The sequence below is a fragment of the Nitrosopumilus adriaticus genome (assembly GCF_000956175.1).
Taxonomy (GTDB): Archaea; Thermoproteota; Nitrososphaeria; order Nitrososphaerales; family Nitrosopumilaceae; genus Nitrosopumilus; species Nitrosopumilus adriaticus.
Map to the genome: position 1 here is coordinate 1347369 of NZ_CP011070.1, position 26194 is coordinate 1373562.

A 26194-nucleotide genomic window follows, 5' to 3' on the forward strand; every position below is an offset into this window, starting at 1 on the left:
CATTATGTCATTTCCAGCAAGACGATTACGTAGACTAAGAACATCTGAAAAAATGAGAGAGCTCATTCAGCAAACTACTCTATCGCCTAAAGATTTCATTTGTCCAGTATTTGTTCAAGAAGATCTAAAGGCCAGAGTAAAAGTAGAATCAATGACAGAAATTGAAAGACTGCCTTTAGAAGATGTAAATGACGAAGTAGGGACAATTAGTGATTTAGGAATTCCTGCAATCATGCTTTTTGGGATTCCAACTCAGAAAGACGAGTCAGGAACTTCTGCATTTGATGATAATGGAATAGTTCAAAAAGCAATATCAAAGATTAGAGAAAATTTTGGTGATAAAATAGTAATCATGGCAGATGTGTGTCTATGTCAATTTACATCCACAGGCCATTGCGGAATCATTCAGGGAGATAAAATAGATAATGATACCAGTTTGGATACACTTGCAAAAATTGCTGTCAGTCAAGCAAAGGCAGGAGTAGATACAGTGTCACCATCTGCAATGATGGATGGCCAGGTTGCCGCAATTAGAAAGGCACTTGATGATGAGAGGTTCACAGATGTATCAATAATGTCACATTCAGCTAAACATCGTTCAAACTTTTATTCACCATTTAGAGATGCTGCAGAATGTGCTCCAAAATTTGGTGATAGAAAAACATACCAAGTTCCATATACAAATGCAAGAGAAGCCATGATGGAAGTAGAATCAGACATCAATGAAGGAGTAGATATCGTAATGATAAAACCTGCATTGTCTTATTTGGATTTAATTGCTGAGACACGTAGGAAATACAACATTCCAGTTTCTGCATACAGTGTATCTGGAGAATATGCATTAGTAAAAGCCGCATCACAGTTAGGATATGTAAATGAAAAAGACATCACAGAGGAAATCCTATACTCAATTAAAAGAGCTGGTGCAGACATGATAGTAACATATTTTGCAAAATCTGCTTCAAGATTTCTTCAAGAATCATGAGAAACGACGAACGATTTGAAATTCAAAGAGCATTTGATTTATTGCCACATGTTGTAGGCTCTAGCTGGGCAGTTATATGGTTCAGAATGAAGGGCATAAAAAAGCCTACAAGAGAAGAATATAGAGAAAAAACATTAGAATTTTTAAAGAAAATTGAACCAGTTTTCGAATCTTATCCTAAAGAGGAAGAATTTTCAGAGATTATGAAGTATATAGAATATAGAAAAAATGATGAGTATGAGAAGATAAAAACAGGAGAAAACAAAGAGGTCGAAATTAGATATGATAGATATGTCGATTATGGCTAAATCTCATCTTTAAGTTGTTTTAAAAATTTCTTCAAAATCCCAGTTCTCTTCTTTGCCTCTAATTTTCCAGATTTCGTATTCATTAGAGATTCTAATGTAAGTAATTTTTTAAAGAAATGATCAACTGCCCACATATTATCATCAGGGTTTCTTTTTTTACAGAAAGGATCATCAATATTATAAAACGGTCGTTTTAGTGAACCACTTGTAGCAAAAACTCGAGCGATTCCAATTGCACCGAGGGCATCCAATCTATCAGCATCTTGGAGAATTTTGCCTTCCATAGTATCAGGAATTTTTTTTGTGAAAAACTATGATCACGAATAGCATCAGAGATGATTTGAATTTCTTCATCTGAAAAATCATATTTTTTTAAAATACTTTGTGACTTTTTTGCACTTTCAATTGAAGACATCTTAGAGCGCTTGTCTGATTTTCGATACGATATGATGTCATGTAGTAATGCAGCACTCAAAACAAGTTTTTCATTTGCTTTTTCTTTTTTACATATTTTTTGTGCGTTTTTGTAAACTCGCATAATATGTTCAAAATCATGAGCAGGATCATTTTTGATTATTTTTTTGACCTCGGCTTGAAGTGAATCTAGCACTTTCATTTAGATTCTCCAAATCTTTGGTTTGACAAACTTTAATTTTTTCTGTGTAATTAAAACAGTCCAATTAATTGATGCAAAAACAACAAGAACTCCTATTCCTACACCGTCAATTAATAAAATTCCCGTGAGACGATCTTCAAAGAGTTCAAAAAATGGTCTCAAAACAGCATCACCAAAATAAATCATCATTATGTATGAAATGGTCCTACCAAACCAAAATCCCACATAGATACTTGCACTTTTTGCACGCATTAATCCATATGCAATAAACAGCATATTGCTTGGGAGGGGAGTAGCCCCAAACAAAAAGGATGCAATAATGTATCCATATTTTTTTCTATTCAGATAATCACCAATAATATCAAGATTAGATTTCTGTTCTTCGCCTACAAATTTTCTAAATAATCCGCTAATTTTTTTGAGGAAGAATCTTCCAAGAGTAGCTCCGGTAGCACCAACCATAGCAAGAATTACGATATTCAAGCTAGGATCAAGAAGGTAGAAGGATGTCAAAATAATCCAGCTAGGTGGCATTAGTATTGGTGCAGTATTAACACCAATCAAAACAAGAAAAATGCCCAAATACGAATATTCACTAAAAAATTCAAAAATATCCAAATTCTTTCAAAAATTCTATCTCATTTTTTGTTTCTAAACCCTTGGATCATCATTCAGTCAGAAGAAAATATCATTCTGATCTAAAAAATTAAAAGAATTACAAGATTTTTCTAACAATGATCATGTTTTGTAAAAAATTGGATCAATCATGCAATATCTTTATAAGCAATTTGTGCCTACACTGAATATGTCCGAGTTAGTTTGGAAATGTTTTAGATGCAATCTATCTTTCAAGGACGAAGAATTGGCCGAAATTCATAAAAAAATATCAACACATTCCACAACGAAAGTAAAAGCGATTGTTGCTTAATTTTTCAACATCAACTATTCAATCATAATAAAATGCAGAGGGTGGGATTTGAACCCACGAACTCCTGAGAGAAGGGATTTCCTATTATGAAGATCTTGAGTCCCTCTCGGTTGACCGGGCTTCGATACCTCTGCAATGAGTTTGTGTATAGACCAATATTTCTCAATTACTATTATGACAAAGGGAAAAATTGATCTGAAATTTCAATATTTTTGAGAAAGCTTATAATCGTGCTAATTTGATTCAAAAATAGATGACAGAGTTCATACCAATTTCACAAGCAAAGAAAATGCGTAGTGGAGTTAATGTAAATGCCGAAGTTAAAAGCAAAGGAGATCCAAGGACTGTAAATCTAAAAAGTGGAGGAACAGTTGATGTCTGCGATGCAGTTATAGCTAACGGTGAAACTGAAGATGACCAAATGAAACTCACATTATGGGGAGACGACATTAAAGCAGTTAATGTTGGAGACACCGTTGTGATCACTAATGGATACACAAATGAGTTCAAAGGGGAAGTATCACTTACAAAAGGTAAGTTTGGTCAGATGGAAATAAATCCTCAATAACTTCTTTTATTGCCTTGATTATTTTTCAAATCTACTAGTATTACTATTGTTCCAATTACAGAAATAATTATCCCAAGAATTAAAAAAAATCCAGAGAAAGCCAGAATCAATACAGTATTCATTGTGGAAGTATCTGAATTTGATAGTGGATCAAAATTATCTGGATCTTCAGAAAACATTGCTATGACATTGACATTTCTTGTTCCAATATTTTTGATTTCTAAATTTAGTGTGTCAGATTGGGAGATATCTAGCATCTCAAAAAGAATAGGATCATTTTGAATAAAATCACCATAATCATCTCCAAAAATATTTGAAACTTTAATGGATAATTTATCACCTGGTTGGTAATCAATAATTCTAATTCCCCACAACAATGGAACGTCTGATGAAAATGTACTATAGGAAAAATAAGTTGAATCACCAGGCATGATTTGAATCTCATTTGTCATTTCATTAAACATTTCTTCAAATAACGAGTTAGAAAAATTGTTTATTTCAGAAATATTACTTGGTACAACAGAAGATGCAATTGAAAGCGAGACAATAACTAGTACCAGTCCAATGATGGAAATTATAGGACCACGTTTAATTATAAACATATTATGAAGCCAACATATTTTATTTCTAGAAATAGTATAATGAGGTTTATCGTTTAGATTTCTTTACTGCTTTCTTTGCTGCAGTTTTTCTAGCTGGTTTTCTTTTTGCTACCTTTTTCTTTGCTGCAGTCTTTCTAGCTGGTTTTCTTTTTGCTACCTTTTTCTTTGCTGCAGTTTTTCTAGCTGGTTTTCTTTTTGCTACCTTTTTCTTTGCTGCAGTTTTTCTAGCTGGTTTTCTTTTTGCTACCTTTTTCTTTGCTGCAGTTTTTCTAGCTGGTTTTCTTTTTGCTACCTTTTTCTTTGCTGCAGTTTTTCTAGCTGGTTTTCTTTTTGCTACCTTTTTCTTTGCTGCAGTTTTTCTAGCTGGTTTTCTTTTTGCTACCTTTTTCTTTGCTGCAGTTTTTCTAGCTGGTTTTCTTTTTGCTACCTTTTTCTTTGCTGCAGTTTTTCTAGAAGATTTCTTTTTAGATAATTTACGTCGATTTGCTAAAAGTGCACGTAGTTTTGTCGATGCCTTTTCTAATGAATTTTTAACAGATTCTTCAGCTTTTATTCGTCTTTCTAATTCTTTTTCTAGTTTTTGAGCTGCCTTTCTACTTTGAGTGATTGTTTGGCGCAATGTTGGTTTTGATTTTGCTTGCTATTGAATTTTTGAATCAATTTTTGATTTAACGTCAGAATAATTTGAAACCTCACCAGATATCTTTTTGGCAGTTTTTTGCCTGTTTTTTATTTCATCCTCTAATTCTTGAACATGATCATTTAATGAGCGTAATCTAGCCTCAGCATTCTCCTTTTCTTCAGGATTTTCAGCAAATTCAATTTCTTGCTGGGCTTGTTCTATGGCCTCTTTTTCACGAGTTAGTTTTTCTTGTGCAGCTTCGACTAATCGCTCAATACTCTCTAATTGTGAGTTTTTTTGTGTGAGTACAGTAGAAACATCAGACACATCTTCTCGTTCTGATTCTATTTTTTTATCAATGGTTGTTAATCCAGATGAGGATCTTTTTTCAGCAGAACGAACTTGTTTGAATTCTTGTTCAGCTTTTTGTCTAAGCTTTGATGCTTCTTGTTTCTTTTTTCTTAATTGAACAACTAGTTTTTCTATTGATGCCAATGATACAATCAAAGAAAAAGAGTCGGTTAAGTTGTTAATATAATCAGGATTTGACTTACCAGTTAAGAAAATTAACTAACTTTGATCGCAAAAATCATTTTTTAAAAAATATTAGTCAATAGATTTTAAGAAAAGCATGGATTTTCATCCAAAAGATTTACCAATATCAAAAACATATGATCTAAAAAATGAAAAAGATGCATTAGATGCAGTTGAAGATATGATAAATCTAGGGTTCAAAGAAAGAAAAGAGGGATTCAGAGTCCTCATGCCAAAAGAAACAAAATTAGCAAAAAGAATTGGATACTCTGTCACAACAGGTGTTACTCATGGCCTCAGACAAAAAAATGAAATTCGGGATGTCAGATATTGGACATATCATTATGATGATGAGCATTATGCAATAGTTCTGATAAGTAATACTGCATTAACTGAATTAGGTTTTTGATTTTTCAAAAATCTTGTAAAGTTTTGTGCGCTTTGCCATCACTCCTGCAAGCATTATTCCAATTACAGTTCCACCAATGACATCCATTGGATAATGTTGCAGAACGTAAATTCTGCTAAGTGAAATCATTGCAGGATATAAGAACATCAAATACGCCCCACGAGGGAATCTCTCCGATAGAGCATATCCCAAAATTATAGCAAAAATCATAGATCTTGCAGCATGGCCTGATGGATATGATGCATCAAATCCACCCTCACAAAATAATGCAAAAGTATCACGGCTGATTGTTACAGGAAAATCCACGCCCTCATAGTCAAAATCAGGCCTATCTCTATCCACACCACATTTGATGTAACCTGTAAGTAGCGTAGATATTACAATAAGAATCATCAGAGTAATTCCTACGCGTCTAGTTTTTGGGATGATCAAAACCACAATTCCAAACATTAGCATATTGAAGACATCGCCGCTTTCAGTCACATATTGCATAAAGATGTCAATTGTAGGATTTCCGATATTTTGTGAGAAAAATAAAACTATACTTTGATCAAAAGTTTCAGTGACTCCCGAATAAACCAAGGCAGTAAGAACAAGAAATAATGTAGTAAGTAAAACAAAGGAGCGAGACCTAAGATCAAAAATCCAATTTTGCAATTAATTAAACCTCAAGTTGATAGTTTTTAATTTTTGTCAGTAGATAAGTTTTGAAATTATTAATCACGGTTTGTAAATAATATCTGCGAAAATAAATGATCGGCTCAAAGAATTTAACCAAGTGGATAATAGAAAGGGCGTGAAGGTACTCACACTAGATGATTTTGACCTTAAAGGTATGACCGTTTTTTTAAGAGTGGATATGAATTGCCCAATAGATCCAGATACCATGGAGATTTCAGGTACCAAAAGAATCGAAGAAGCAATTGAGACTTTACAATCACTCAAAGAAGCTAAAGTGGTTGTTGCATCTCATCAAGGAAGAGTTGGCAATAATGATTATACAGGAATGGACAAACACGCAAAAGTTCTTGAGAAATTAATGAATAGAGAAATCAAATATGTCGAAGATACCATTGGTGAAGCAGCTCAAAACGCAATTAAAAATTTAGAAGATGGAGACATTTTACTTTTAGATAATCTAAGATTATGTGCAGAAGAAAATTATGAGTTTACACCAGAGAACGCTGCAAAAACAATAATGGTTTCACGGTTATCAAAATTCTTTGATCTATGTGTTTTAGATTCATTTCCTAGTGCACACAGATCACACCCATCAATAGTTGGATTCCCACAAGTTATTCCTGCTTGTGCAGGAAGAATTGTAGAGAGAGAAGTTAGAAATCTTGATGAGATAATGACTGTAGCCAAGGCCCCACATGTTATTGTGCTAGGTGGCTCTAAAGTTCCAGATAGATTAGAAGCAATCAGACTATTAATTCAAAATGGCCGTGCAGATCATGTGTTATTGACAGGTTTGATTGCCAATGTGTTCATGCGGGCACAAGCCAGAATCAAATCACCCCTCGGGATTAAAAGAGAGGATGAAGTAGTTGCAAAAGCTCATGCTTTGATAGGAGAGTATCCAGATGTGTTTGCCACTCCTGTAGATATTGCAATTGACAAAGACGGTGCAAGAGTTGAGATGGATGTAAGAGAGATTGCAAAAACTGATAAAATTTATGATTTAGGTCCTAAAACTGTAGAATACTATTCAAAATTAATTGCAGGTGCAGGTACTGTGTTTATCAGCGGACCTGCAGGATTTTTTGAGAAAGAGAATTTTAGTTTTGGAACAAAAGCATTACTGGATTCAGTTGCAAACTCAATGGCAACTACAATTGTGAGCGGAGGGCACTTGACATCTGTTCTTAAAAGACTAGGTTTAGCAGAAAAAATCAACCATGTCAGTACAGCAGGTGGGGCGCTAGTTCTTTATCTTACAGGAGAAAAACTACCAATGATTAAAGCATTAGAAGAAGCTGCTAAAAAATACAGATCTAAATAGAAGATTTACAAGAACCGTTTGGGCAAATTCTTTCTTCTGTTGGTCCAAGATAGATATCATGATTACAAGAATTGCAATGAAATTTTTCAATTGGATCAAATAATTTCATCCATATCGTTGTAAAGTTCTGGGCAATGTTTCGGGCAAGACCAGAATCGCAGATTTCGGTAAAAAAAGATTCAGTGTCATCTATAATCCAAGAAGGATCAAGATCACCGTTTTCTTTTATTATTTGAAAAATTTCATCATTGGTAAATTTGCCATCTGGATCATTGAATTTTTCAAAAATTATTTTTCGTATTTGCAATGATATTGGCATTGTAGGAGTAAAATCACTCATACTAGTACAGGTTTGCTGCCTCTTCTTTTAGTTTATCTACATCAGGAGTATCTTCCATGTTCTTTCCAATGTAGGTGTAAAGAGCAGATTTGAGTACTTTGAGAGAAAGTAATGCACATTTTATTCGTACAGCTTGGAGATGCTCCAGACCCAATTCACTTAGGACATCATTTTTGTCTATTGCTCTTGCTTCATCAAGGGTCTTGCCTTTTGTAATTTCAGTTAGAACAGAAGAGCAAGCCATACAAATTGCACATCCTTTTCCATGAAATTTGATATCAGTTACTTTGTTATCATCAATTTTCATGTCAATATCTATACTATCACCACAAAGTGGATTTGAATCATGAAAAGTAACATCGTGGTTTTCAATCTCCCCATAATTAATTGGATTTCTTGAATAATCCACGATCATTTCATGATAAATATCTGCATTACCACTCATAGTTTGAACACCTTTGCCACAATGTTTAATGAATTTACCAGAATATCAATGTCTTCTTTAGTATTGTAAATGTAAAAACTAGCCCTTGATGTTGCAGCAACATTTAGTCGTTCCATTAATACTTGAGCACAGTGATGTCCAGAACGCACTGCAATTCCTTCTTCATCAATAATTTGAGCGACATCATGAGGATGCACATCTGCAAAATTAAATGAGATCACACCACCGCGTTTTGACATATCCTTTGTACCGTAGATATGAAGACCTTTGACATGGGATAATTTGTCAATTGCATATTTTGTCAGTTCAATTTCATGCTCTCGTATATTGTCCATTCCAATTTTTGTAAGATAGTCAATTGCAGCTCCCAATCCAACCACATCTGCAATATTTGGAGTACCTGCTTCAAATTTGTAGGGTAAATCATTCCAAGTTGTTTCATACTTGTGAACTTCCCTAATCATATCACCACCGCCATGAAATGGTACCATAGTTTCTAAAACAGGTTTTTTAACCCATAAGACACCAATGCCTGTTGGACCCAACATCTTGTGTCCAGAAAATGCAAAAAAGTCACATCCCAATTTTTCAATGTCAACTTTCATGTGAGGCACTGCCTGAGCACCATCAATCAAGGTAAGAACGCCTGCTGCCTTACATTTTTCGATGATTTTTTCAGCATTAGTTATTGTTCCAAGTACATTTGACATTAAACTAAAGGTTACAAGTTTGACTTTGCCGGTTGCAAGATATTTGTCAAGGTCATCTAAAATTAATTCACCATTATCATCCATTCCAATGTATTCTAGTTTGGCATGTTTCTCTTGTGTAACTAGCTGCCAAGGTACAATATTGCTATGGTGTTCATACTCTGTTGTAACTACAATATCACCTTCATTGATGTGAGGCCTGCCCCATGCATATGCAACAAGATTAATTGCTTCAGTTGTCCCTCTGACAAAAATAATCTCTTGACGATTTTTAATGTTAATGAATTTGGCAATTTTATCCCTTGTTGCCTCATAAGCTTCAGTTGCTTCTTCAGCTAATGCATATACTGCTCTGTGAATATTTGCATTATGGTTTTGGTAATAATCAGTGATAGAATCAATTACTTGATTGGGTTTTTGTGTAGTTGATGCATTATCAAGATACACAAGTTGTTTGTTATCTCGAACAGTTCTTTGAAGTATTGGGAAATCTTTTCTTATATTTTCAAATAATGATTCTGTACTTTGCATTTCTTAAAGCTCCACATAAATTTCGTCGTCATCTATTTTAACATTGTATACTTTAAGAGGAATTTCTGCAGGAAGATTTTGAGGTTTACCATCATCTAAATTAAAAACAGACAGATGTAATGGGCATCGCACTCCCTCTTCACTCAAAATTCCAGTAGAAAGGTCTGCGTCTGCATGAGTGCAGATTAAATCAGTTGCATGTATTTTTCCTTTGAGATTTGCCAGTAAAAGTTTTTTATCATTATGAACAAATCCGAAAAGTTGCCCTTCTTTTACCTGCTCTAAATTGCAAGCTTTAATCCATTCTGACAAAATTTTCACCGATACTTGTAGTGTTGCTCAATCTCTGCATCTTCATTATAACGCGTCTCTTCTACTTCAACAAATTTAGTTAATTCTGCATCAGTGTTAATTGTAAGCTCACGGTTTTCCCATTTAGACTCAATAAGATATGCTATCCAGGCTCTTACTTGGAAAGACATTTTCCTTGAAAGAGGCTCCAAAAATCCCTCAACAATGGTTCGCTCAGCCTCCTCGTGGGTCAAGCATCTAGTTTTAAGATAAAATATTTGCTCTTCATCAATTTGTGCTACAGATGCAGAGTGCGTAGCCTTTACATCATTTGTAAATATCTCCAATCCAGGAATTGCATCAGATTTTGCATCTTTATCTAAGAGAATGGAACGACCAGACAAAAATGAATTTGACTTTGCAGCATGTTCTTTAATGCGGATCATTCCCTTGAAGAGAGATTTTGATTTGTTTCTAAGAATGGATTTTTCAACTACTCTAGCTTCAGTAGATGGGCTTTCATGGTTCACATTAGTTTGAATATCAAATGATTGTTCATCATTTCCAAATATTACCTCAGAGTCATTTGCAGATGCACCACTACCATTAAGAAAATAATCAATCTTGTATCTAGATAGAATTGAACCAAACAATCCAGAATACCAATTTACCTTGGCATCTTGAGCCAAATCAGTACGTCTTGTTGAAAAGTTTACTGTATGTTGATCCATTAACTGTAAAGTTGTAACATCTAGTTGTGCATTGGCTGCAACATTTGCGTTTAGTAATTCAAGATATGCTGGTTGTTTTTCTGTTTTAGGGGAATAGATTTCTTGTACGATTGTGGCTTTGCTGCTTTCATCTGCAAAGATAATATTTCTAGCAATAGTAGAATTTCCATCTTCAGAAAGACATGCCAAAAAGTGAATTGGTTTCTCCAAGATAAGATTGCGTGGAATATGGATGAATACTCCTGAGTTAAATGCTGCGTTGTTTAATGCAGTAAATTTATCATCATTAGAGTTTGAGGCTTCTAGTGCCTTTTTTACCAATTCGGAATTATTTTGAATTGCATCAGAGATTGATGAAACTACAAGACCTTTGGATTTTAGATCATCAGAAATATTGATTTTATGAACATTTGTTCCAATCTGAATGATGCATGTTTCATTTTCTAGTTCGGTTAATCTCTTGTTTAGGAAACTTGGAATAGTTTCAGCAGTAGATGTCGAAAGGAATACTTTTTCTGGATCCATTTTTTTGGCATCAGTGTATTTGTTATATAGAGGAGACATTTCAAGTGGAAGACTATCATAGATAGTTAGTGAATTTTTTCTGTAATCTTTTAGCCACTCAGGTTCATTTCTTGATGAGGAAATCTCATCAATATGGCTTGTGTTGATTTTTGATAGCGCTTCTTGAGACATGTTTAATCAAAGTAAATGGGAGTTTATCCCACAGAGTCATCCATTTCTAGTTTGATCAGTCTGTTGAGTTCTACTGCATATTCCATTGGAAGTTCTTTTGTAAATGGCTCCATGAAGCCATTGACAATTAATGAGAGTGCTTCCTCTTCAGAAAATCCTCTACTCATCAAATAGAAAATTTGCTCATCACCAATTTTTCCAACTGTTGCTTCGTGGGTGATTGTTGCATCTTCCTGATTAATTTCCATGTATGGGTATGTATCAGTCTTGGATGTATCATCTAAGAGTAATGCGTCACATCTTACAGTTGCTTTAACATTTGTAGCACCTTTTGCTACATTGAGTAGACCTCTGTAAGTTGACCGTCCATCTAATCGGCTTACTGATTTTGATGTGATTTTAGATGTAGTATTTGGTGCAAGGTGAACCATTTTAGCTCCAGTATCTTGGTGTTGTCCTTTTCCTGCAAATGCAATAGATAGTGTTTCACCATATGCTCGCTCACCCATAAGATAGATTCCAGGATACTTCATTGTTAGTTTACTTCCAATGTTTCCATCAATCCATTCTACTGTTGCACCTTCATATGCATAAGCACGTTTTGTAACCAAGTTATACACATCACTACTCCAATTCTGGATTGTGGTGTATCGTAGTTTAGCATCTTTGTGTGCAACTAGCTCTACAACTGCAGAGTGAAGTGATTCTGAAGAATAAACAGGAGCAGTACATCCTTCAATGTAGTGAACTTCTGAACCTTCATCAGCAATGATCAATGTTCTTTCAAACTGACCAATGTTTTCAGCATTAATTCTAAAGTATGCTTGTAATGGCATGTCGACTTTGACACCTGGTGGAATGTAGATAAATGAACCACCACTCCAAACTGCACTGTTTAGTGCTGCAAATTTGTTATCCTCTGGAGGAATAATTTTACCAAAGTATTTCTTGAAAATCTCTGGATGCTCATGAAGGGCTGCATCGGTATCTAAGAATAGAACGCCTTGTTTTGCCAAGTCTTCTCTTAGAGAGTGATATACAACTTCAGATTCATATTGTGCACCAACACCGGCTAAGAATTTCTTTTCAGCCTCTGGAATTCCAAGTTTATCAAATGTTTTTTTGACATTATCTGGAACGTCATCCCAGTTCTTTTCTACTTTGTCAGATGCTTTTGCATAATAGTAAATATTTTGGAAATCAATAACACTAAGATCTCCACCCCAAGTTGGCATTGGTTTTTTCATAAAAATTTCAAAAGATCGTAATCTAAATTCAAGCATCCAATCTGGTTCTTTTTTCATTTTACTGATGCTAATCACAGTTTCCTTAGACAGGCCTTTCTTGCTAAGGTGGACATAAAGTTCTGTAGAGTCTTTAAAATCATATTTGGAATAATCCATATCGAGGTTTTCAGTTGCCATGCCCATCATAACCCCGTTATATTATAAATACATGAGGAAAAATAGGCACAGCTAAATAGCTTCAGCTAAATCTCATAGTTTAGTTCACAATCAAGTATTGAAAATAATTAAGCACAAAAGATTATGCAGTAAGGGTATTTTTCATTGCATCAAATGCTCCTGCAACTGTATGGACTTGGGATACAATATTTTTAACATTGAATTTTTTTAATTCATCTGAAGTAAATGGACCAATAGAGACTACAGATAGTTTTGCAAGATTTTCAAGTAATTTGTCATCATCATAATCTTTTGACATTATCTCAAAGAATCCACGAACAGATGATGCACTGGTAAACACTACACCGTCGACTTTGTTCTGAGAGAATAATTCTCTAAACTCATTCCATTGAGTAGTATCTCTAAATGCACAAACATCATAAAGATGAATTTCAAGTACATCAATTCCAATTTTGTTTAAAAGTTCTTTAAGAAATGGTGTAGATGCACCACTGCGAGGAACAATCACTTTTTTTCCAACTGCATTAATTTGAGTAAATTCCTCTCCCACACCAACAGATGAAAAAGTGGTAGGTTGGAGATTTACTTTGATTCCTTCATTTTCAAGAGCTATTGTTGTTTTTGGACCAACAGACATGACAATAGTATTTGCAACAGCCAATTGCAGTTTATCTAATTTATCAACACGTTTTGCGGTATCAAAAAGGAGTTTTACTGCCTTTGAACTCATAAAAACAGAATAATCAGGATTGTATTTTTCAACAGATTCTAAAAACTCATCAACTATTTTTTCACCCTTACTTACAAGTTCAATTGTAGGTAACGGGAGGGGTTTTGCATGATTTTGTTCTGATAGCGAAATAAATTCAGCAGCGTCATCTTTTGAACGAGTGATTGCTATAGTTTTTCCATCAAGCATTATTTCCACCCAATTGAATCTGAGAGATCAACAACTTTTCCAATAATAATATTTGTAGGAGGAGTTATTTTATTTTCTTTAACTTTTTTTGCAATATTTGTGACTGTCCCTTTGATCATTTTTTGTTTGGGAGTAGTACCATTTTGAATAACAGCTACAGGGGTTTTTTTATCCATTCCTCCAGCAATTAGTTGTTTGCAAATAATATCAATTCTTGAAAGCCCCATCATAATTACAATTGTATCAACAGACTTTGCCAGTCTTTTCCATTTTACAATCTCTTGTTTCTTTTCAGGATCTTCATGACCCGTAACAAAAACTACCGATGATGCATGTTTTCTATGAGTCAGAGGAATTCCAGCATAAGTTGCAGAACCAATTCCAGAAGTAATTCCCGGAACAATTTCATATTTTATTTTATTTTCTTTTAGAAATTCTGCTTCTTCACCACCACGTCCAAAGATAATAGGATCACCGCCCTTTAGTCTAACAACATTTTTTTTGGATTTTGCATATTTTACCATTAAATCATTTGTGGTAATTTGATGAGTTGTGTCATCACCCACGGCTCTGCCAACGTAAATTTTTTCAGCAGATTTTGGAATCATTGAAATTATTTTTTTGCTTACCAATCTATCATACAAAACAACATCTGCTTTTTGGAGTAATTCAACTGCGCGTAGTGTAATTAATTTATGATCTCCAGGTCCGGCTCCAACAAGATACACTTTTCCAGTCATGACTTATTCCATTCCTCCACTTTTTCTCTCCAATTTAATGCAAGATCATTTACACCCTTTTTACGTAATTCTTCCCCAGCACTTTTGCCTAGTAATTTAGGATCATTTTTGCTTCCTTTCTTACTGACTTGTAGTGATTGTTTTCCATCAACAGAAAATGCAAATACTGTCAATGTCATTTCAGAGCCATTTGATTTTGCATATGCACCTAGTGGGAATCTGCAACCAGAATCTACATAGTCAGATAGTGCTCGTTCTGCCTCTATTTCTAATCTAGAATCTGGATCTTCAATTTTTTTTCAGCATGGAAATAGTATCTTCATCATTTGCTCTAGCCACAATTGCAATCGCACCCTGACCAGGAGATGGAGAAAAAATATCAATTGATAGGGGAGAAAAGTCCACATCAACTCCCAATCTTGAGATGCCAGCTTGTGCAAGAACTATAGCATCAAAATTTTCTCCTGATGCTTTTTTAATTCGGGTTTCAATATTTCCTCGAATTGGTTTTACTGTAACATCAGGTCTAATTCGAGACACTTGAACAGCACGTCGAAGTGAGCTTGTTCCAATTACAGCGCCTTTCTTGATATTCTCCAATGAAGAGCCATCAGATGAAATAAAGACATCATTTACTGCTTCACGTTTTGGAATTGATGCAATGATTAAACTCTCATCTAGCTCGGAAGGGACATCCTTTAGACTATGAACTGCAAAATCTACTTCTTTTTGAGATACTGCCCTATCAACTTCTTTTTCAAAAATTCCTTTCTGATTGATTGTAAATAATGGTCTAGAATCAGTATCACCTTTAGTAGTGATGGATTTAATTTCATACTCACAATCAGGATTTACTTTTTTTAGTTCTGAAATCACCCAGTTTGTCTGAGCAATGGATAGTTGACTACCTCTTGCACCTACAATGTATTTCATTTCTTCACCGATTTTAGTGCTGCATCATATGCATCAAGTGTTTTGTTTAGATCATTTTCTGTGTGAGCATCAGATAGAAAAACAACTTCAAATTGTGAGGGTGCAATGAATATTCCTCTTTTCAGTAATGTCCTAAACATTTTCTCAAATTTCTTAGAGTCTGCTTTTTTGGAGGTTTCATAATTTGTCACAGGTTTGTTTGTAAAGAAAATCTGAAACATTGAGGCTGTAAAGTTGATTTGATGAGGAATATTCATGTCAGTTGCCATATCATCTAGTGCAGTAGAAAATAGCAGATTGAATCGTTCCAGTTTTGAATAGAGTTTGTTTTTTATTTTGTTAATGGTCTTAATTGAAGCAATTGCAGCACTAACAGAAATAGGATTTCCTGCAAAGGTACTTGCTTGGTAGACTTTTCCCCCCGGAGACAACAAATCCATGATTTCTTTTCTTCCACCCACTGCAGCAATTGTAAAACCATTGCTCAAGGCTTTTGCCATTGTAGTTATGTCAGGTTTGATTCCAAAATGTTCTTGAGCCCCACCAGGTGCAACTCTAAACCCAGTAACAACTTCATCAAAAATTAATGGTATGTTATTTTCTTTGGTAATTTTTCTTAAATCAGAAAGGAAATTCTTTTCAGGTAAAATCAATCCCATGTTGGCTAAGATGGGCTCTACAATTACACCTGCAATATCTTTATTTTTTTGTATAGTCTTTTGAAGATCTTCAATGTTGTTATATTGTACAACTAGTGTGTTTTTTGAAACTTCATCCAACCCACCATCTGAAACGGAAATTCCATTATGTGCAGAGCCAGAACCAGCTTTTACCAGTACTGAGTCATGTGCACCATGATAACATCCTTCAAATTTAATTATTTTTTTCTTTTTTGTAAAACCACGAGCTAATCTAATTGCAGTCATTGTAGCCTCACCGCCTGTATTTACTAATCTTACTTTGTCAATAGATGGAAAGTTTCCAATGATTAATTTTGATAATTCAATTTCTGATTCTGTTGGAGTGCAGTACAGAGTCCCCTTTGAAAGCTGATTTGAGACAGCAGAAATAATTTCTTTTCTTCTGTGTCCCAAAAGTAATGCGCCATAACCATTACAAAAATCAATAATCTTTTTGTTTTCTGCATCCCAAAGATATGCGCCATTTGATTTTTTTGTAAAGAATGGGTATGGTTCAAAATATCTAACAGGGCTATTTACTCCTGAAGGAATGACTTTTTTTGCATCTGAGAATAATTTCGAATTAGTCATCATAATTGGCTAAACTAGGTCATTATTATTCGTAAAATAATAAAATTAAATGGTATTTAGGTACAAATTATCCTACATAGGGGCGATCTGATGGTTCTTGTTTGCACCAACAGTTAGGACTGCATGGATATTTTTGATTTTCAGACATCATATTCTCCTGTATTGTTCTTCCCATCATTGCCATCAAGATGAATCGACTTTGTGGACTCTCGTACGACCTGTTTAATGATGTCTGCTACTTCTTTTGACAATAAAATTTTTGAAAATGAGGAATTGTCTTGCTCAAGGAAGGTAGTAGCACACATTGAACACAGTTAAAGATAATTTCATAAAACAGAATTGTAATTGTTTTCCATAGAAATCTAAAAATTTGTAATCTATATAGAAATTTGTAGTTCATGTAAGTTTATTGCATATGTCATCACAGTAAGGACAAAATAAAACATCTTGGGCAAATTTTCCACATCTTAAAATTTCTGTTTCAGGATTTCCACATTTTAGACATTTGATTTTTTGCATGGAACAACTATTAATTTTTGATCTAAAAGAATACTCTAAATGATTTATGATAAAGATGTAATTAAATACGATTTACATAATTATTTAATTTGGACTATATTCTTGATTACAATTATGATATAGTGGTAAAGTTTTTTGATTACAACGATAACAAACATACTGAAATAAAGTATTACAATTTTTGCATTTGGAAAAATTTTTTAAAAAATAGCCACAATTTCTGCAACATTCATCAGGCATAATACACTTGGGTCTTTTTTGGTGCCCAATCAAAATCACGCAGCATAAACAATATTTTTTTTGCAAGATAATTTGAGATCACATCTAAATCACATATTATCAGCATCAATCCTTTAGAATATGGAAAAATTAACTCCAAGAAGGTATCCCTTTGAACGATAATAGAATTTAGAGGACCAACCAAATCATCAAATTCTTTGGATAGAGATGTCTGTAATGTTCTTTGCATGTAAAACATTTCTATTTCAGTTTTTGACATTTTTTTAATGATTCTGTCATTGCGAAATTTTGATTCGATTGCTCTTCCATTTTTGTTCAAAGAAGACACAAAGAAAATTCTCTCATTTGAAGCCAAAATGTCCTCACATAGGCGTGTAATTCCTAAATTTTGTTCAAAATTTGATGATTTCATGATTAATTTTACACAATCCAAAGACTAAAGATGACAGTCTTTAGATTTGATAACAACCTGTAATCTATGTAGTTGATAGATGTCTATAATTCTTGTTTTCTTTGATTCTCAAATTTTTTCCTAAACAAAAATGCAACAATAGTTGTTCCAACATATGGTGCGCTCCAATAAAGCCAAAGATTATCCATCATACCAGACAATAAGGCAGGTGCCAAGGCTCTTGCAGGATTCATTGAGGCTCCAGAAATAAATGCCAAAAAGAGAATGTCCAATCCCACAATACCGCCAATTGCAATTCCACTGAATCCTTTGAGTCCTTTTGTGTACACTACAGTAAAAATAACTGCCATAAGTAATGCTGATGCTAAAACTTCTACTGGAAAAATCAAAAATATCGAATAGTCATAGTTTGGCGCATTTGCTCCAAGATTTGCGTCTTTTCCAATAAACGTCATCACAAATAATGAACCAAGTATTGCTCCAATTAGTTCAGCTGCAAAATACCAAATGATTTGAATTTTAGAAATGTGACCAGTGATGTAATAACCGATGGTTACTGCAGGATTGAAATGAGCTAGAGATATTTTTCCAAATGAATAAACTCCAATGATTAACGCAATAAAAGGCGTAACTGCTGCAAACCATATACCATATAGCCCTCCAATTTGAACATCATATACAATAGAACCTGTTGCAAAAACTACAAGAATGAATGTACCAATTAACTCTACAACAAATATTTGAAGATTAGAATACACCATGACTATTCCTCTAATTTTTTAATGAGTTTCAAGACTTGATTTTTAATTTCATCTCGAATTTCTCTTATTTGTTCAATGTCCTTATTTTTTGGATCAGAAATATTCCAATCAATTACATTATCAATAAATAATGCAGGGCATGATTCTTTATCCATGCATCCCATATTGACTGTGATTGATTGAGAAATCATTTCATTTGTAAGATCCTTTGGTTTTTGCTTAGTAATGTCAATTCCAATCTCTTTCATAGCCTCAACTACATTTGGAATTAATTGGGATCTAGGTTTGGTTCCTGCACTTGATACCTCCAGATGAGGAGCATATTTTCGAAGAAAACCTTCAGCCATCTGGCTCCGACCAGCGTTTTCTACGCACACAAACAAGATTCTTTTAGAATAACCCACATAATCAAATAAATACTGGTTTATATAAATTTAAATTGATATGAATGGAGTTAGTCTCTTAAAATGTATTTGTGATGAAACAAGGTTTGAGATTTTAGAGCTGCTACAAAAAAACAGAGAGTTGTGTGTGAATGATTTTGTAGAAAAATTGCAAAAAGATCAGCCTCTAGTATCACACCATCTTAAGACATTAAAAAAATGTGGGATAGTCAAATCAAGAGATGAAGGAAAAAAAGCAATGTACATGATATCAAACAACCAACTATCAGAATTGATTTCAACGGTTACTAAAACTAGTAAAAAGATTCCAGTTTTATGTTCAGATGATAAATGCTGTTAAAATTTTTCAGTTCGTACTACGCCAACATCACTAACATAGAGAACTATTGCAAAGTTTGCAAACAGGGTTCTTGAAATTTCTTCTACAACATCTTGTAGTTTTTCTTCACGCATTATTACTTCAACTTTAACATTTTTTTCAGTTTTTAATCCTTGTCCACGGATTCCACGTGCACCGTTTCCATCTACCTCATATGTTGTATATCCAGTGATGTCATGTTTGCCTAAAATTTCAAGTATGTTTTTTTGAGCAAGAATTTCACAAGTGATTGTTAATAGTTTAACATTGTATAGCTTCACAAGAACACCTCAGTTATGTAATTGAATAAGTCTATCGTTCCTTCTCCAGTATGAATAAGTGTGGATATTGTATACAAGATTGGCAATGTGACAATAATATTGAATGGGAATGTTATCCCCAATGCAGATGTAATGTATAGACTGGGTTTTGCTTCAGGAATTGCATGGCGCAAAACTGCAGGTGCTGCAATAAATGATGCACTAGCCATAAGCAATCCAAACATGACTGCACCTCCTATGCTCAATCCTAGAGCAGTTGAGACTAGAACTCCAATAATTCCATTGAATAGAGGCATAATAATAGCAAAGGATGTAAGAAAAACGCCTACTTTTCTAATATCATCAAGTCGTTGACCAGCAATTATTCCCATTTCAATCATAAAAATTACAATGGCTCCAGTAAACATATCATCAAATACAATTTTGATTGATGCAAAACCATCTTCCCCAATTATGTAACCAATTACAATACTACCAAGTAGAATTACAATTGCTTTTCCAGTAATAGATTCATGTAATACTTTAGAGAGTTTTGTTTTAGTTTGGTTAAATCCAATATCAATATCTGTAGAGCCATCATCTGAAAATGATTGTTTTTTCTGACGGATTTGTTTTGATACTGCCATATTTGTCATAAATATTGCCAAGATGAAGGCAAGGGGTTCTAACACTGCAAGAATTGCTGCAATATATCCTTCCGAAGAAACTCCTTGATTTTTGAGAAACGATAGACCCACAGAGAAATGGACTGCACCAACTGCACCATAAGTAGATGCTAAAGCATAAGAATCAAAAAGATTGAATTTTCCAAGTCTTCGTAAAATTTGATAATGGTTTAATGTAAACAGCAAAGAAAGACCAATTGCAACCAACATTGGAATCAACATATTTTCAAATCCAGTATTTCTCATCTCTATTCCACCATGAAGACCAATTGCAGCTAGAAGATAGATTGGTAAAAATTCTGAAATTGCCTCAGGCATTTTTAAATCAGATTTTATTCGAGCTGCTATAATTCCAAACAAGAAGAACAGGATAATTGGAGTAAGAAGATTAGCTTGAATTAGTTGTAAAATATCCATTTGAACACTAGAAAAAATTTTTGGCAGAATAAAAATTAAGACATTAAAAAATCAAACAAACAGGTGAATTAGAAAAGAAATGTTAATCCCTATCAATACAGTTGGAACGTATCAATTATGGCATCAATAGATCAAAAATCACGCCTGGGGAAATCAAGATTAGAAGAATAATTCAGTCTAGAAGTCAACTACCACAGATCTAAGATTGATCTACATCATAGATCATTTAGTTTAAAATAAAAAATAAGAAAAAAATCTACTCTACGTAGAATCCTTTGGACCAGTCATCAGTATTTCGTAATTCTTTACTGCTGGTAGTTTTTGCTTTTTCAACAACAAACATTGCATCATACATAGGATTGTTTGGATGATATCCTTGGCATTCAAAGTCAAAAATATTTTCTAGTGCAAATTTATTTTTGACATAACTTTCTTCCGTATTTGGATTTGTAGAAACTACATAATCAGTTGATCTACAGTTAGAATAGTTAAAGCCACGAATTTCCTCATTGCCAGATACAATCTTTACATCAATATCAACAAGGTTACGATTGTTTGTTCCAATCACTCCCTGAATTGATAATGCATCATCAACATGGTTGTATAGTAATGGATAATCACCAACAATTCCTCTCAACTCTAAAGTTGGATATGCTGCTTTTCTTGTAAATTCAGCATTTGCAGGATTGTCTTTATCACTACGGTATACATTTTCTGTTGCAGAAAGCACTTTACTTTGTTTGAACATGGAGAACTCTACAGTTTCAACACCATCATCAAACGTGAATGTAGCAAAAGCACTCAATCCTTTGTCAGTGTTTTGGAGTGGTTCTTGATATTCATGTACAATGTCAATAGATTTCCATGAAGGTTTATCACCTCGAAGTTTATCATAATGCATATTCAATGATTTAATTCCTGAACATTCAAAACCTAATTGATGTGCTATGACAAATCCACTTTTTCCAGTAAATCCTTCTTCTTTGTCTGTCAAAGTGGTGATTTTTGCATCCTCAACATGACAACTTGAGAAATCAAATCCTCTGTATGTTTTTTCACCATTAGAAAATTCAACTAATGCATCAAAGTCATCATTGGATTGATGTGTGAGTCCAGATATTTTTCTAGCATTATCAATTTTCTTCTGCAAGAGAGGATAATAATCCAAAACACCTTCTACTGAGAATTCTGCTTTAACATTTCTATCAGATTCAGTATATCCTGAAACTAGATCAAATACAGGAAATTGAATTTTTTCCTTTCCTTCATTAAATGAGAATGTTACAAATGTTTTCATTCCGTTAGCGAATTTAAATCCAGAATCACCATGATCTATTATCGTTCCATGATTTATGGGTGTAGGATCATTGTTTGATTTTAATCCACTACATACAAAGTCAATTTTGTCTACTATTGCAAATCCAACTTCTTTGTGATAACTCTCATAGTCATTAGAATCAAGTGTTTCAACTTGATAGTTATCAATTCTACAATTGTTGTAATCAAGCGAGATTATAGACTCTCCCTCTTTTACAAAATTTGCATCTACATCAAAGTATTTGAATTGATGATCAAATGCTGCATTTGAGTATCGATAAATGTATGCTTCATCCATTGCTTTATGTAATAACGGAGAGTCTGTCACAGTTCCTTCTACTGAAAATGAAACTCCTGAATCATCAACAAAATTTTCTCCCATTTTGAAAACAGGGAATTGGAGTGTTTCAGTTCCGTCTCGGAAATTAAATGTCAGTTCTGGCATAATGTCGCCTACCATTTTGTAGTCTCTTTCTTCAGCAAATGCATTTGAAAATCCAAATGCAGTTACTGTGAATAAAGCAACAATGCTAAAAATTGCAATGTTATTTGCGTTTTTGTAAGTCATTAATGCTTGAAAGAGAAATTTGTATTATAACCTGAATGATCATTCTATACTTGGAAAACATAGTCATAGAGAGATTATATTTTCTATATAGAAGGAATAGAACAATTTGAATTTCACATTATTAGAACAAAGATTTGAGGTTATGATTCACAATTTAACAAAAGATCTTTTTGGGAATTTTCTGGAGAGTAACAGCCATCAGAATCATCACCGCCATCCATAACATCGGAGCCTGAATTAGAATATAGAATGTCAAATCCATAGCCTCCTTTTAGAACATCATTTCCAGGACCACCTGATAATGTATCAGTTCCATTATTTCCATAAATTATATCATCACCATTTCCACCAAAAACACAGTCATTTCCATCATTACCACTGATGATGTCAGATCCATCTAATCCAAAAATCAGATCATCATTTGGAGTTCCCTGAATGAAATCATCAGTATTGGTACCTACGATCATATTATAATCAGAATAAACGTGTCCACATGCATGAATTGTGATGGTTTGGTAGGCTTCAGCAGTATTTCCAGCATTGTCAAATGCAATCCAAGTCACTTTGTTAACACCTAGAGAGAATTCCTCAGGAGCATTATTCAAAATTGATTTAATTCCACTTTCACTATCAGCAGCTATTGCCTCACCAATATTTACAAAAGTAGTCAAACCAGTTGCTTCTAAAATCATATCACTTGGAGGCATTATTGTTGGATTAATTTTATCACGGGAAAAGGATTCAATTATTTCAGGTTCCACAACTTCGGGAATTTCAATCACTTCAATGATTTCAGGTTCAGTGTAAGCTGGCGTCTCAAGTGAATAAATTTTGTGTGCACTAGAGTCTACAACTAGTAATTCACCATTAACTCCCAATGCAATGTCTGTAGGAGTTCTAAAGGTTTGTGAAAAAGGTCCATTTTTCTGAAAAATATTTAGATACAGACTATCATCTTGATCAAGAGACAAGACTTTGCCACTTTCAGAATTTACAACATATATTTTTCCTTCAGGGGAAATCTCAATCCCTCCAGGAGAAAAGGTAAAATCATATCCAGTAAAAGTAAGTGTTCTTATCCAATTTCCAAAAGAATCAAATTTTTCAATTTTACGATTTCCTTTATCAGTAACATACACATATCCCTCATCGTCAACATCTACTCCAATTGCAGTAAGGAATTGACCGGTTCCCATTCCACTTGAGCCAAAAGATAAAACAAATTCCCCATCAGATGTAAATTTTTGAATTCTTTGATTTCCTGTATCTACAACATAGACATTATTCTCTGAATCAACTGCAATGCCATTTGGATATTTGAATTGTCCATCATGGATTCCCTTACTTCCCCATTGTTCAGTAAATGTTCCATTCAGATAAAATTTTTGAATTTTATGCAAATCGTGGTCTGCAACATAAACAAAATTACCACTCACTGCTATTCCAGCAGGATAATGAAATTCCCCAGGCAAAGTTCCGCTTTGTCCCCAGTGAGTAAGATATTGTCCATCACTGGAAAATTTTTGAATTCGTTTATTTCCTAAATCACTTACATAAGAATTCCCTTCTTCATCTACTGCAATGAATTCAGGATATGAAAAATGTCCGTCTTTTGCAATACCAAACTGACCCCACTCTGAGATTAAATCATAATCACCCAGTGCATATGAAGAAGGAATCAAAGCACTAGACACTAAAAAGATTGTAAAAACCATTACAAGCAGGACAAACTTTGACAACAGATACTTTTTCTAAAATTTGGCAAAGATCAACAGAGTTAACAAATATTCCATTTTTTGTCAACTTTGTGTCAAAATGGTTTGTTCACTTCTCGCGTAAAGACATAGCTTGCAAGCCCCACCATAACTAAAACAAATACAGAGATTACCCCCAGACTCAATACAATTGAGATTCCACCCTCTGAGACACCGGTCATTAATTCCCTTACAAGCAATACCGTGTATGTCACAGGGTTGAGTTTTGCAATTACTGCAAGCCAATCAGGAAGTAATTCTAATGGGAACAGTGCAGGACTCAGCATAAACAGAGGCATCCCTAGAAAATTTATCACCCCCCAAAAAGTTTCTTGAGACTTTGCAGTAGCTGCTACAATTACAGATATTCCAGAAAAACCCAACGAAAACAAAATTACAATTGCCATGATTGGCGCAATCATTATAGGATTGGGAAAGTTCACACCTATTGCCAAAGCAATTCCCAAAATCAGACTAGCTTGCAGGGCAGCAATCAGTGAAATTGCAGACATTTTTCCAAGTGCCACAGCAGAACGAGATATAGGAGAAGTCAACGCCTTATTCATAAAGCCATAACGTCTATCCCACAAAGTATTGACGCCACCAAAAATACTTGTAAAAATTGCAGTTAGAATTATGACACCAGGTGCCATAAACTCTATGTATTCGCCTTCAAACCCAACTGATTGAATTAGTGGTTGAGTTCCTGAAAAAGTATTTCCGATAACAATAATCCAAATCGCAGGTTGAATTAAACGAATTAAAACGCCACTTCGAGATTTTTTGTATCTCTTTAACTCTCTCCAAAAAATTGTATAAGTATCATACATCAATGTATTCATGCACGTAACCTCTTCATCTTTGCATGCTCTCTTTTTCGATTAAACTTTGAATCATCATCTCTTATTTCATGTCCAGTGTATGAAATGAATACATCATCAAGTGTTGGTTGTGTCAAAGCAATTGAAACGATTTTAATTTTAAGAGCAGATGAGATTTGAAAAATTTTTGGGATTACTTCTGCTCCATTTGAAGCAAAGAGAGTTAGTTTGGATCCATCTACATTAATTTTGTTTACAAACTCTATCTCATGAAGTTGTGATAAAAATGAATCATGATTTTCTTCATCTCCAATGATAATTGAAATTACTTCATTGCCCATTGCATTTTTCATATTTTGAGGAGTGTCAATTACCTGTATTTTTCCACCATCAATAATTCCAACTCTATCACATAGTTGATCAGCCTCTTCCATGTAGTGGGTTGTAAGAAAGATAGTCATCTCAAACTCATCATGGATTTTTTTCAGATATTTCCAAATTTTCCTCCTAGTCTGAATGTCCAAGCCCACAGTAGGCTCATCAAGAAACAATGCTTTTGGTCTATGTAAAAGGCCACCGGCAATATCTAGTCTTTTTCTCATGCCGCCTGAATAAGTGACAACAGAGTCATGTTGTTTATCACTTAATTCAATTAATTCTAAAATATCATCAATTCTTTTATTGATTTGATTTTTTGGGATATGGTTTAGTTTTGCCTGCAAAATTAAATTCTCTCTGCCAGTTAGATATTCATCAACTGTAGTCTCTTGTTGGACATAACCAATGCTTTCTCTAACTTTTTTTGCATCTTTCACCACATCAAATCCTGAAATCAAAGCTTGGCCAGATGTTGGTTTTAGCAAAGTTGTAAGAATCATCATAGTTGTACTTTTTCCAGCACCATTAGGCCCTAGAAATCCAAATATTTCTCCACTTTCAACTGAAAAAGAGATATCATTTACAGCAATCACATCTCCAAATGATTTTGTTAGAGATTTTGTTTCTATAGCAGGCAATATTCTGATCGCATTTTGCAATTATAAATTGCTAAGTATTTGAGAGCACAAAA

32 protein-coding genes, 1 tRNA gene and 1 pseudogene are annotated in these 26194 nt (G+C 34.0%); 6 read left to right on the forward strand and 28 right to left on the reverse strand.

The features are described 5' to 3' along the window. Positions 1-4 precede the first annotated feature (4 nt). Both hemB and NADRNF5_RS07970 read left to right on the forward strand, forming a co-directional pair. On the forward strand, positions 5-985 hold the full coding sequence (hemB, locus tag NADRNF5_RS07965; protein ID WP_048117113.1) for a porphobilinogen synthase: 981 nt from the start codon (positions 5-7) through the stop codon (positions 983-985). Beyond that, the gene (locus tag NADRNF5_RS07970; protein ID WP_048117117.1) at positions 982-1293 is read left to right on the forward strand and encodes a hypothetical protein; all 312 of its coding nucleotides are present in this window, start codon (positions 982-984) and stop codon (positions 1291-1293) included. Before hemB ends, NADRNF5_RS07970 begins: the two co-directional genes overlap by 4 nt. On the opposite strand, the pseudogene NADRNF5_RS07975 reads toward NADRNF5_RS07970, so the two are convergent. The 3 genes and pseudogenes from NADRNF5_RS07975 to NADRNF5_RS07985 form a co-directional block, all read right to left on the reverse strand. Then, positions 1290-1909, reverse strand: a pseudogene (locus NADRNF5_RS07975) (HD domain-containing protein). The gene NADRNF5_RS07970 and the pseudogene NADRNF5_RS07975 sit on opposite strands and share 4 nt — an antisense overlap. Beyond that, on the reverse strand, positions 1910-2527 hold the full coding sequence (locus tag NADRNF5_RS07980; protein WP_048117120.1) for a hypothetical protein: 618 nt from the start codon (positions 2525-2527) through the stop codon (positions 1910-1912). Positions 2528-2870: 343 nt separating this feature from the next. Then, positions 2871-2971, reverse strand: a tRNA-Leu gene (locus NADRNF5_RS07985). 119 nt (positions 2972-3090) lie between these two features. Between NADRNF5_RS07985 and NADRNF5_RS07990 the strand changes: the two genes are divergently transcribed. Next, a complete protein-coding gene (locus NADRNF5_RS07990; protein ID WP_048117122.1) occupies positions 3091-3405 on the forward strand; it encodes a single stranded DNA-binding domain-containing protein in 315 nt (104 codons plus the stop codon). On the opposite strand, the gene NADRNF5_RS07995 is transcribed toward NADRNF5_RS07990, so the two are convergent. From NADRNF5_RS07995 to NADRNF5_RS11425, 3 genes are read right to left on the reverse strand one after another with little or no spacing between them, the layout of a single operon-like run. Further along, the gene (locus NADRNF5_RS07995; protein WP_048119408.1) at positions 3399-4001 is read right to left on the reverse strand and encodes a hypothetical protein; all 603 of its coding nucleotides are present in this window, start codon (positions 3999-4001) and stop codon (positions 3399-3401) included. The genes NADRNF5_RS07990 and NADRNF5_RS07995 overlap by 7 nt on opposite strands. A gap of 52 nt (positions 4002-4053) precedes the next feature. Further along, positions 4054-4626, reverse strand: a complete 573-nt coding sequence (locus NADRNF5_RS11420; RefSeq protein ID WP_048117126.1) for a histone H1-like repetitive region-containing protein — start codon at positions 4624-4626, stop codon at positions 4054-4056. 21 nt (positions 4627-4647) lie between these two features. Then, positions 4648-5124, reverse strand: a complete 477-nt coding sequence (locus tag NADRNF5_RS11425; RefSeq protein WP_192828313.1) for a hypothetical protein — start codon at positions 5122-5124, stop codon at positions 4648-4650. A 136-nt stretch (positions 5125-5260) separates the two neighbouring features. On the opposite strand from NADRNF5_RS11425, the gene NADRNF5_RS08010 reads away from it, so the two are divergent. Next, a complete protein-coding gene (locus tag NADRNF5_RS08010) occupies positions 5261-5572 on the forward strand; it encodes a hypothetical protein (RefSeq protein WP_048117134.1) in 312 nt (103 codons plus the stop codon). Here the strand turns inward: NADRNF5_RS08010 and NADRNF5_RS08015 are convergent. Continuing rightward, positions 5561-6229, reverse strand: coding sequence for a phosphatase PAP2 family protein (locus NADRNF5_RS08015; RefSeq protein ID WP_048117137.1), 669 nt, complete (start codon positions 6227-6229; stop codon positions 5561-5563). The genes NADRNF5_RS08010 and NADRNF5_RS08015 overlap by 12 nt on opposite strands. A 121-nt stretch (positions 6230-6350) precedes the next feature. Between NADRNF5_RS08015 and NADRNF5_RS08020 the strand changes: the two genes are divergently transcribed. Beyond that, on the forward strand, positions 6351-7577 hold the full coding sequence (locus NADRNF5_RS08020) for a phosphoglycerate kinase (protein WP_048117143.1): 1227 nt from the start codon (positions 6351-6353) through the stop codon (positions 7575-7577). On the opposite strand, the gene NADRNF5_RS08025 is transcribed toward NADRNF5_RS08020, so the two are convergent. The 15 genes from NADRNF5_RS08025 to NADRNF5_RS08085 form a co-directional block, all read right to left on the reverse strand. After that, positions 7570-7917: a hypothetical protein gene (locus NADRNF5_RS08025; protein WP_048117147.1), complete on the reverse strand. Its 348-nt coding sequence runs from the start codon at positions 7915-7917 to the stop codon at positions 7570-7572. The two genes, NADRNF5_RS08020 and NADRNF5_RS08025, sit on opposite strands and share 8 nt — an antisense overlap. 1 nt (position 7918) lies before the next feature. After that, a complete protein-coding gene (locus tag NADRNF5_RS08030; protein ID WP_048117150.1) occupies positions 7919-8362 on the reverse strand; it encodes an iron-sulfur cluster assembly scaffold protein in 444 nt (147 codons plus the stop codon). Continuing rightward, the gene (locus tag NADRNF5_RS08035; protein WP_048117153.1) at positions 8359-9603 is read right to left on the reverse strand and encodes a cysteine desulfurase; all 1245 of its coding nucleotides are present in this window, start codon (positions 9601-9603) and stop codon (positions 8359-8361) included. The genes NADRNF5_RS08030 and NADRNF5_RS08035 overlap by 4 nt, the downstream gene beginning before the upstream one ends. 3 nt (positions 9604-9606) lie before the next feature. Continuing rightward, positions 9607-9915, reverse strand: a complete 309-nt coding sequence (locus NADRNF5_RS08040; RefSeq protein ID WP_048119411.1) for a Rieske 2Fe-2S domain-containing protein — start codon at positions 9913-9915, stop codon at positions 9607-9609. Between the two features lie 5 nt (positions 9916-9920). Beyond that, on the reverse strand, positions 9921-11321 hold the full coding sequence (gene sufD / locus NADRNF5_RS08045) for a Fe-S cluster assembly protein SufD (RefSeq protein WP_048117156.1): 1401 nt from the start codon (positions 11319-11321) through the stop codon (positions 9921-9923). Between the two features lie 23 nt (positions 11322-11344). Further along, positions 11345-12745, reverse strand: a complete 1401-nt coding sequence (sufB, locus tag NADRNF5_RS08050) for a Fe-S cluster assembly protein SufB (protein ID WP_048119414.1) — start codon at positions 12743-12745, stop codon at positions 11345-11347. 121 nt (positions 12746-12866) lie between these two features. Next, positions 12867-13664, reverse strand: a complete 798-nt coding sequence (locus NADRNF5_RS08055; RefSeq protein ID WP_048117159.1) for a uroporphyrinogen-III synthase — start codon at positions 13662-13664, stop codon at positions 12867-12869. Next, positions 13664-14404 carry a uroporphyrinogen-III C-methyltransferase gene (cobA, locus tag NADRNF5_RS08060; protein WP_048117162.1) on the reverse strand — a complete coding sequence of 247 codons (741 nt, stop codon included), beginning with the start codon at positions 14402-14404 and terminating at the stop codon, positions 13664-13666. The genes NADRNF5_RS08055 and cobA overlap by 1 nt, the downstream gene beginning before the upstream one ends. Then, complete coding sequence (locus NADRNF5_RS11650; protein ID WP_342399221.1) at positions 14401-14697, reverse strand: hypothetical protein; 297 nt, start codon at positions 14695-14697, stop codon at positions 14401-14403. Before NADRNF5_RS11650 ends, cobA begins: the two co-directional genes overlap by 4 nt. Beyond that, a complete protein-coding gene (gene hemC, locus NADRNF5_RS08065; RefSeq protein ID WP_237089248.1) occupies positions 14693-15337 on the reverse strand; it encodes a hydroxymethylbilane synthase in 645 nt (214 codons plus the stop codon). Before hemC ends, NADRNF5_RS11650 begins: the two co-directional genes overlap by 5 nt. Beyond that, positions 15334-16611, reverse strand: coding sequence for a glutamate-1-semialdehyde 2,1-aminomutase (gene hemL / locus NADRNF5_RS08070; RefSeq protein WP_048117164.1), 1278 nt, complete (start codon positions 16609-16611; stop codon positions 15334-15336). Before hemL ends, hemC begins: the two co-directional genes overlap by 4 nt. 137 nt (positions 16612-16748) lie before the next feature. After that, the gene (locus NADRNF5_RS11170) at positions 16749-16913 is read right to left on the reverse strand and encodes a hypothetical protein (protein WP_160289403.1); all 165 of its coding nucleotides are present in this window, start codon (positions 16911-16913) and stop codon (positions 16749-16751) included. A 446-nt stretch (positions 16914-17359) separates the two neighbouring features. Next, positions 17360-17779 (reverse strand): hypothetical protein, encoded by a 420-nt coding sequence (locus tag NADRNF5_RS08075; RefSeq protein WP_148313087.1) that lies wholly within the window; start codon positions 17777-17779, stop codon positions 17360-17362. Positions 17780-17862: 83 nt separating this feature from the next. After that, positions 17863-18540: an MIP/aquaporin family protein gene (locus tag NADRNF5_RS08080; RefSeq protein WP_048117170.1), complete on the reverse strand. Its 678-nt coding sequence runs from the start codon at positions 18538-18540 to the stop codon at positions 17863-17865. Positions 18541-18542: 2 nt separating this feature from the next. Continuing rightward, a complete protein-coding gene (locus NADRNF5_RS08085) occupies positions 18543-18944 on the reverse strand; it encodes an arsenate reductase ArsC (protein WP_257719696.1) in 402 nt (133 codons plus the stop codon). 40 nt (positions 18945-18984) lie between these two features. Between NADRNF5_RS08085 and NADRNF5_RS08090 the strand changes: the two genes are divergently transcribed. Then, positions 18985-19284 (forward strand): ArsR/SmtB family transcription factor, encoded by a 300-nt coding sequence (locus NADRNF5_RS08090; protein WP_048117180.1) that lies wholly within the window; start codon positions 18985-18987, stop codon positions 19282-19284. On the opposite strand, the gene NADRNF5_RS08095 is transcribed toward NADRNF5_RS08090, so the two are convergent. The 6 genes from NADRNF5_RS08095 to NADRNF5_RS08120 form a co-directional block, all read right to left on the reverse strand. Then, positions 19281-19583, reverse strand: coding sequence for a P-II family nitrogen regulator (locus NADRNF5_RS08095; RefSeq protein WP_048117184.1), 303 nt, complete (start codon positions 19581-19583; stop codon positions 19281-19283). The genes NADRNF5_RS08090 and NADRNF5_RS08095 overlap by 4 nt on opposite strands. Further along, on the reverse strand, positions 19580-20665 hold the full coding sequence (locus NADRNF5_RS08100; protein WP_048117188.1) for a sodium-dependent bicarbonate transport family permease: 1086 nt from the start codon (positions 20663-20665) through the stop codon (positions 19580-19582). Before NADRNF5_RS08100 ends, NADRNF5_RS08095 begins: the two co-directional genes overlap by 4 nt. Before the next feature lie 256 nt (positions 20666-20921). Beyond that, on the reverse strand, positions 20922-22550 hold the full coding sequence (locus tag NADRNF5_RS08105; protein ID WP_048117193.1) for a hypothetical protein: 1629 nt from the start codon (positions 22548-22550) through the stop codon (positions 20922-20924). Between the two features lie 140 nt (positions 22551-22690). Further along, positions 22691-24265 carry a 6-bladed beta-propeller gene (locus NADRNF5_RS08110; RefSeq protein ID WP_048117196.1) on the reverse strand — a complete coding sequence of 525 codons (1575 nt, stop codon included), beginning with the start codon at positions 24263-24265 and terminating at the stop codon, positions 22691-22693. Between the two features lie 95 nt (positions 24266-24360). Then, a complete protein-coding gene (locus NADRNF5_RS08115) occupies positions 24361-25146 on the reverse strand; it encodes an ABC transporter permease (RefSeq protein WP_048117199.1) in 786 nt (261 codons plus the stop codon). Then, positions 25143-26141: an ATP-binding cassette domain-containing protein gene (locus NADRNF5_RS08120; protein WP_048117202.1), complete on the reverse strand. Its 999-nt coding sequence runs from the start codon at positions 26139-26141 to the stop codon at positions 25143-25145. Before NADRNF5_RS08120 ends, NADRNF5_RS08115 begins: the two co-directional genes overlap by 4 nt. Positions 26142-26194: the final 53 nt, after the last annotated feature.

Bases quoted from the DNA above. Each gene is read 5' to 3' on its own strand.
- hemB (WP_048117113.1), top strand. From the start codon at position 5: ATGTCATTTCCAGCAAGACGATTACGTAGACTAAGAACATCTGAAAAA.
- NADRNF5_RS07970 (WP_048117117.1), top strand. From the start codon at position 982: ATGAGAAACGACGAACGATTTGAAATTCAAAGAGCATTTGATTTATTG.
- NADRNF5_RS07990 (WP_048117122.1), top strand. From the start codon at position 3,091: ATGACAGAGTTCATACCAATTTCACAAGCAAAGAAAATGCGTAGTGGA.
- NADRNF5_RS08010 (WP_048117134.1), top strand. From the start codon at position 5,261: ATGGATTTTCATCCAAAAGATTTACCAATATCAAAAACATATGATCTA.
- NADRNF5_RS08025 (WP_048117147.1), bottom strand. From the start codon at position 7,917: ATGAGTGATTTTACTCCTACAATGCCAATATCATTGCAAATACGAAAA.
- NADRNF5_RS08030 (WP_048117150.1), bottom strand. From the start codon at position 8,362: ATGAGTGGTAATGCAGATATTTATCATGAAATGATCGTGGATTATTCA.
- NADRNF5_RS08035 (WP_048117153.1), bottom strand. From the start codon at position 9,603: ATGCAAAGTACAGAATCATTATTTGAAAATATAAGAAAAGATTTCCCA.
- sufD (WP_048117156.1), bottom strand. From the start codon at position 11,321: ATGTCTCAAGAAGCGCTATCAAAAATCAACACAAGCCATATTGATGAG.
- sufB (WP_048119414.1), bottom strand. From the start codon at position 12,745: ATGGCAACTGAAAACCTCGATATGGATTATTCCAAATATGATTTTAAA.
- NADRNF5_RS08055 (WP_048117159.1), bottom strand. From the start codon at position 13,664: ATGCTTGATGGAAAAACTATAGCAATCACTCGTTCAAAAGATGACGCT.
- cobA (WP_048117162.1), bottom strand. From the start codon at position 14,404: ATGACTGGAAAAGTGTATCTTGTTGGAGCCGGACCTGGAGATCATAAA.
- hemC (WP_237089248.1), bottom strand. From the start codon at position 15,337: ATGAAATACATTGTAGGTGCAAGAGGTAGTCAACTATCCATTGCTCAG.
- hemL (WP_048117164.1), bottom strand. From the start codon at position 16,611: ATGATGACTAATTCGAAATTATTCTCAGATGCAAAAAAAGTCATTCCT.
- NADRNF5_RS11170 (WP_160289403.1), bottom strand. From the start codon at position 16,913: ATGTGTGCTACTACCTTCCTTGAGCAAGACAATTCCTCATTTTCAAAA.
- NADRNF5_RS08075 (WP_148313087.1), bottom strand. From the start codon at position 17,779: ATGAAATCATCAAATTTTGAACAAAATTTAGGAATTACACGCCTATGT.
- NADRNF5_RS08080 (WP_048117170.1), bottom strand. From the start codon at position 18,540: ATGGTGTATTCTAATCTTCAAATATTTGTTGTAGAGTTAATTGGTACA.
- NADRNF5_RS08090 (WP_048117180.1), top strand. From the start codon at position 18,985: ATGAATGGAGTTAGTCTCTTAAAATGTATTTGTGATGAAACAAGGTTT.
- NADRNF5_RS08100 (WP_048117188.1), bottom strand. From the start codon at position 20,665: ATGGATATTTTACAACTAATTCAAGCTAATCTTCTTACTCCAATTATC.
- NADRNF5_RS08105 (WP_048117193.1), bottom strand. From the start codon at position 22,550: ATGACTTACAAAAACGCAAATAACATTGCAATTTTTAGCATTGTTGCT.
- NADRNF5_RS08110 (WP_048117196.1), bottom strand. From the start codon at position 24,265: ATGGTTTTTACAATCTTTTTAGTGTCTAGTGCTTTGATTCCTTCTTCA.
- NADRNF5_RS08115 (WP_048117199.1), bottom strand. From the start codon at position 25,146: ATGAATACATTGATGTATGATACTTATACAATTTTTTGGAGAGAGTTA.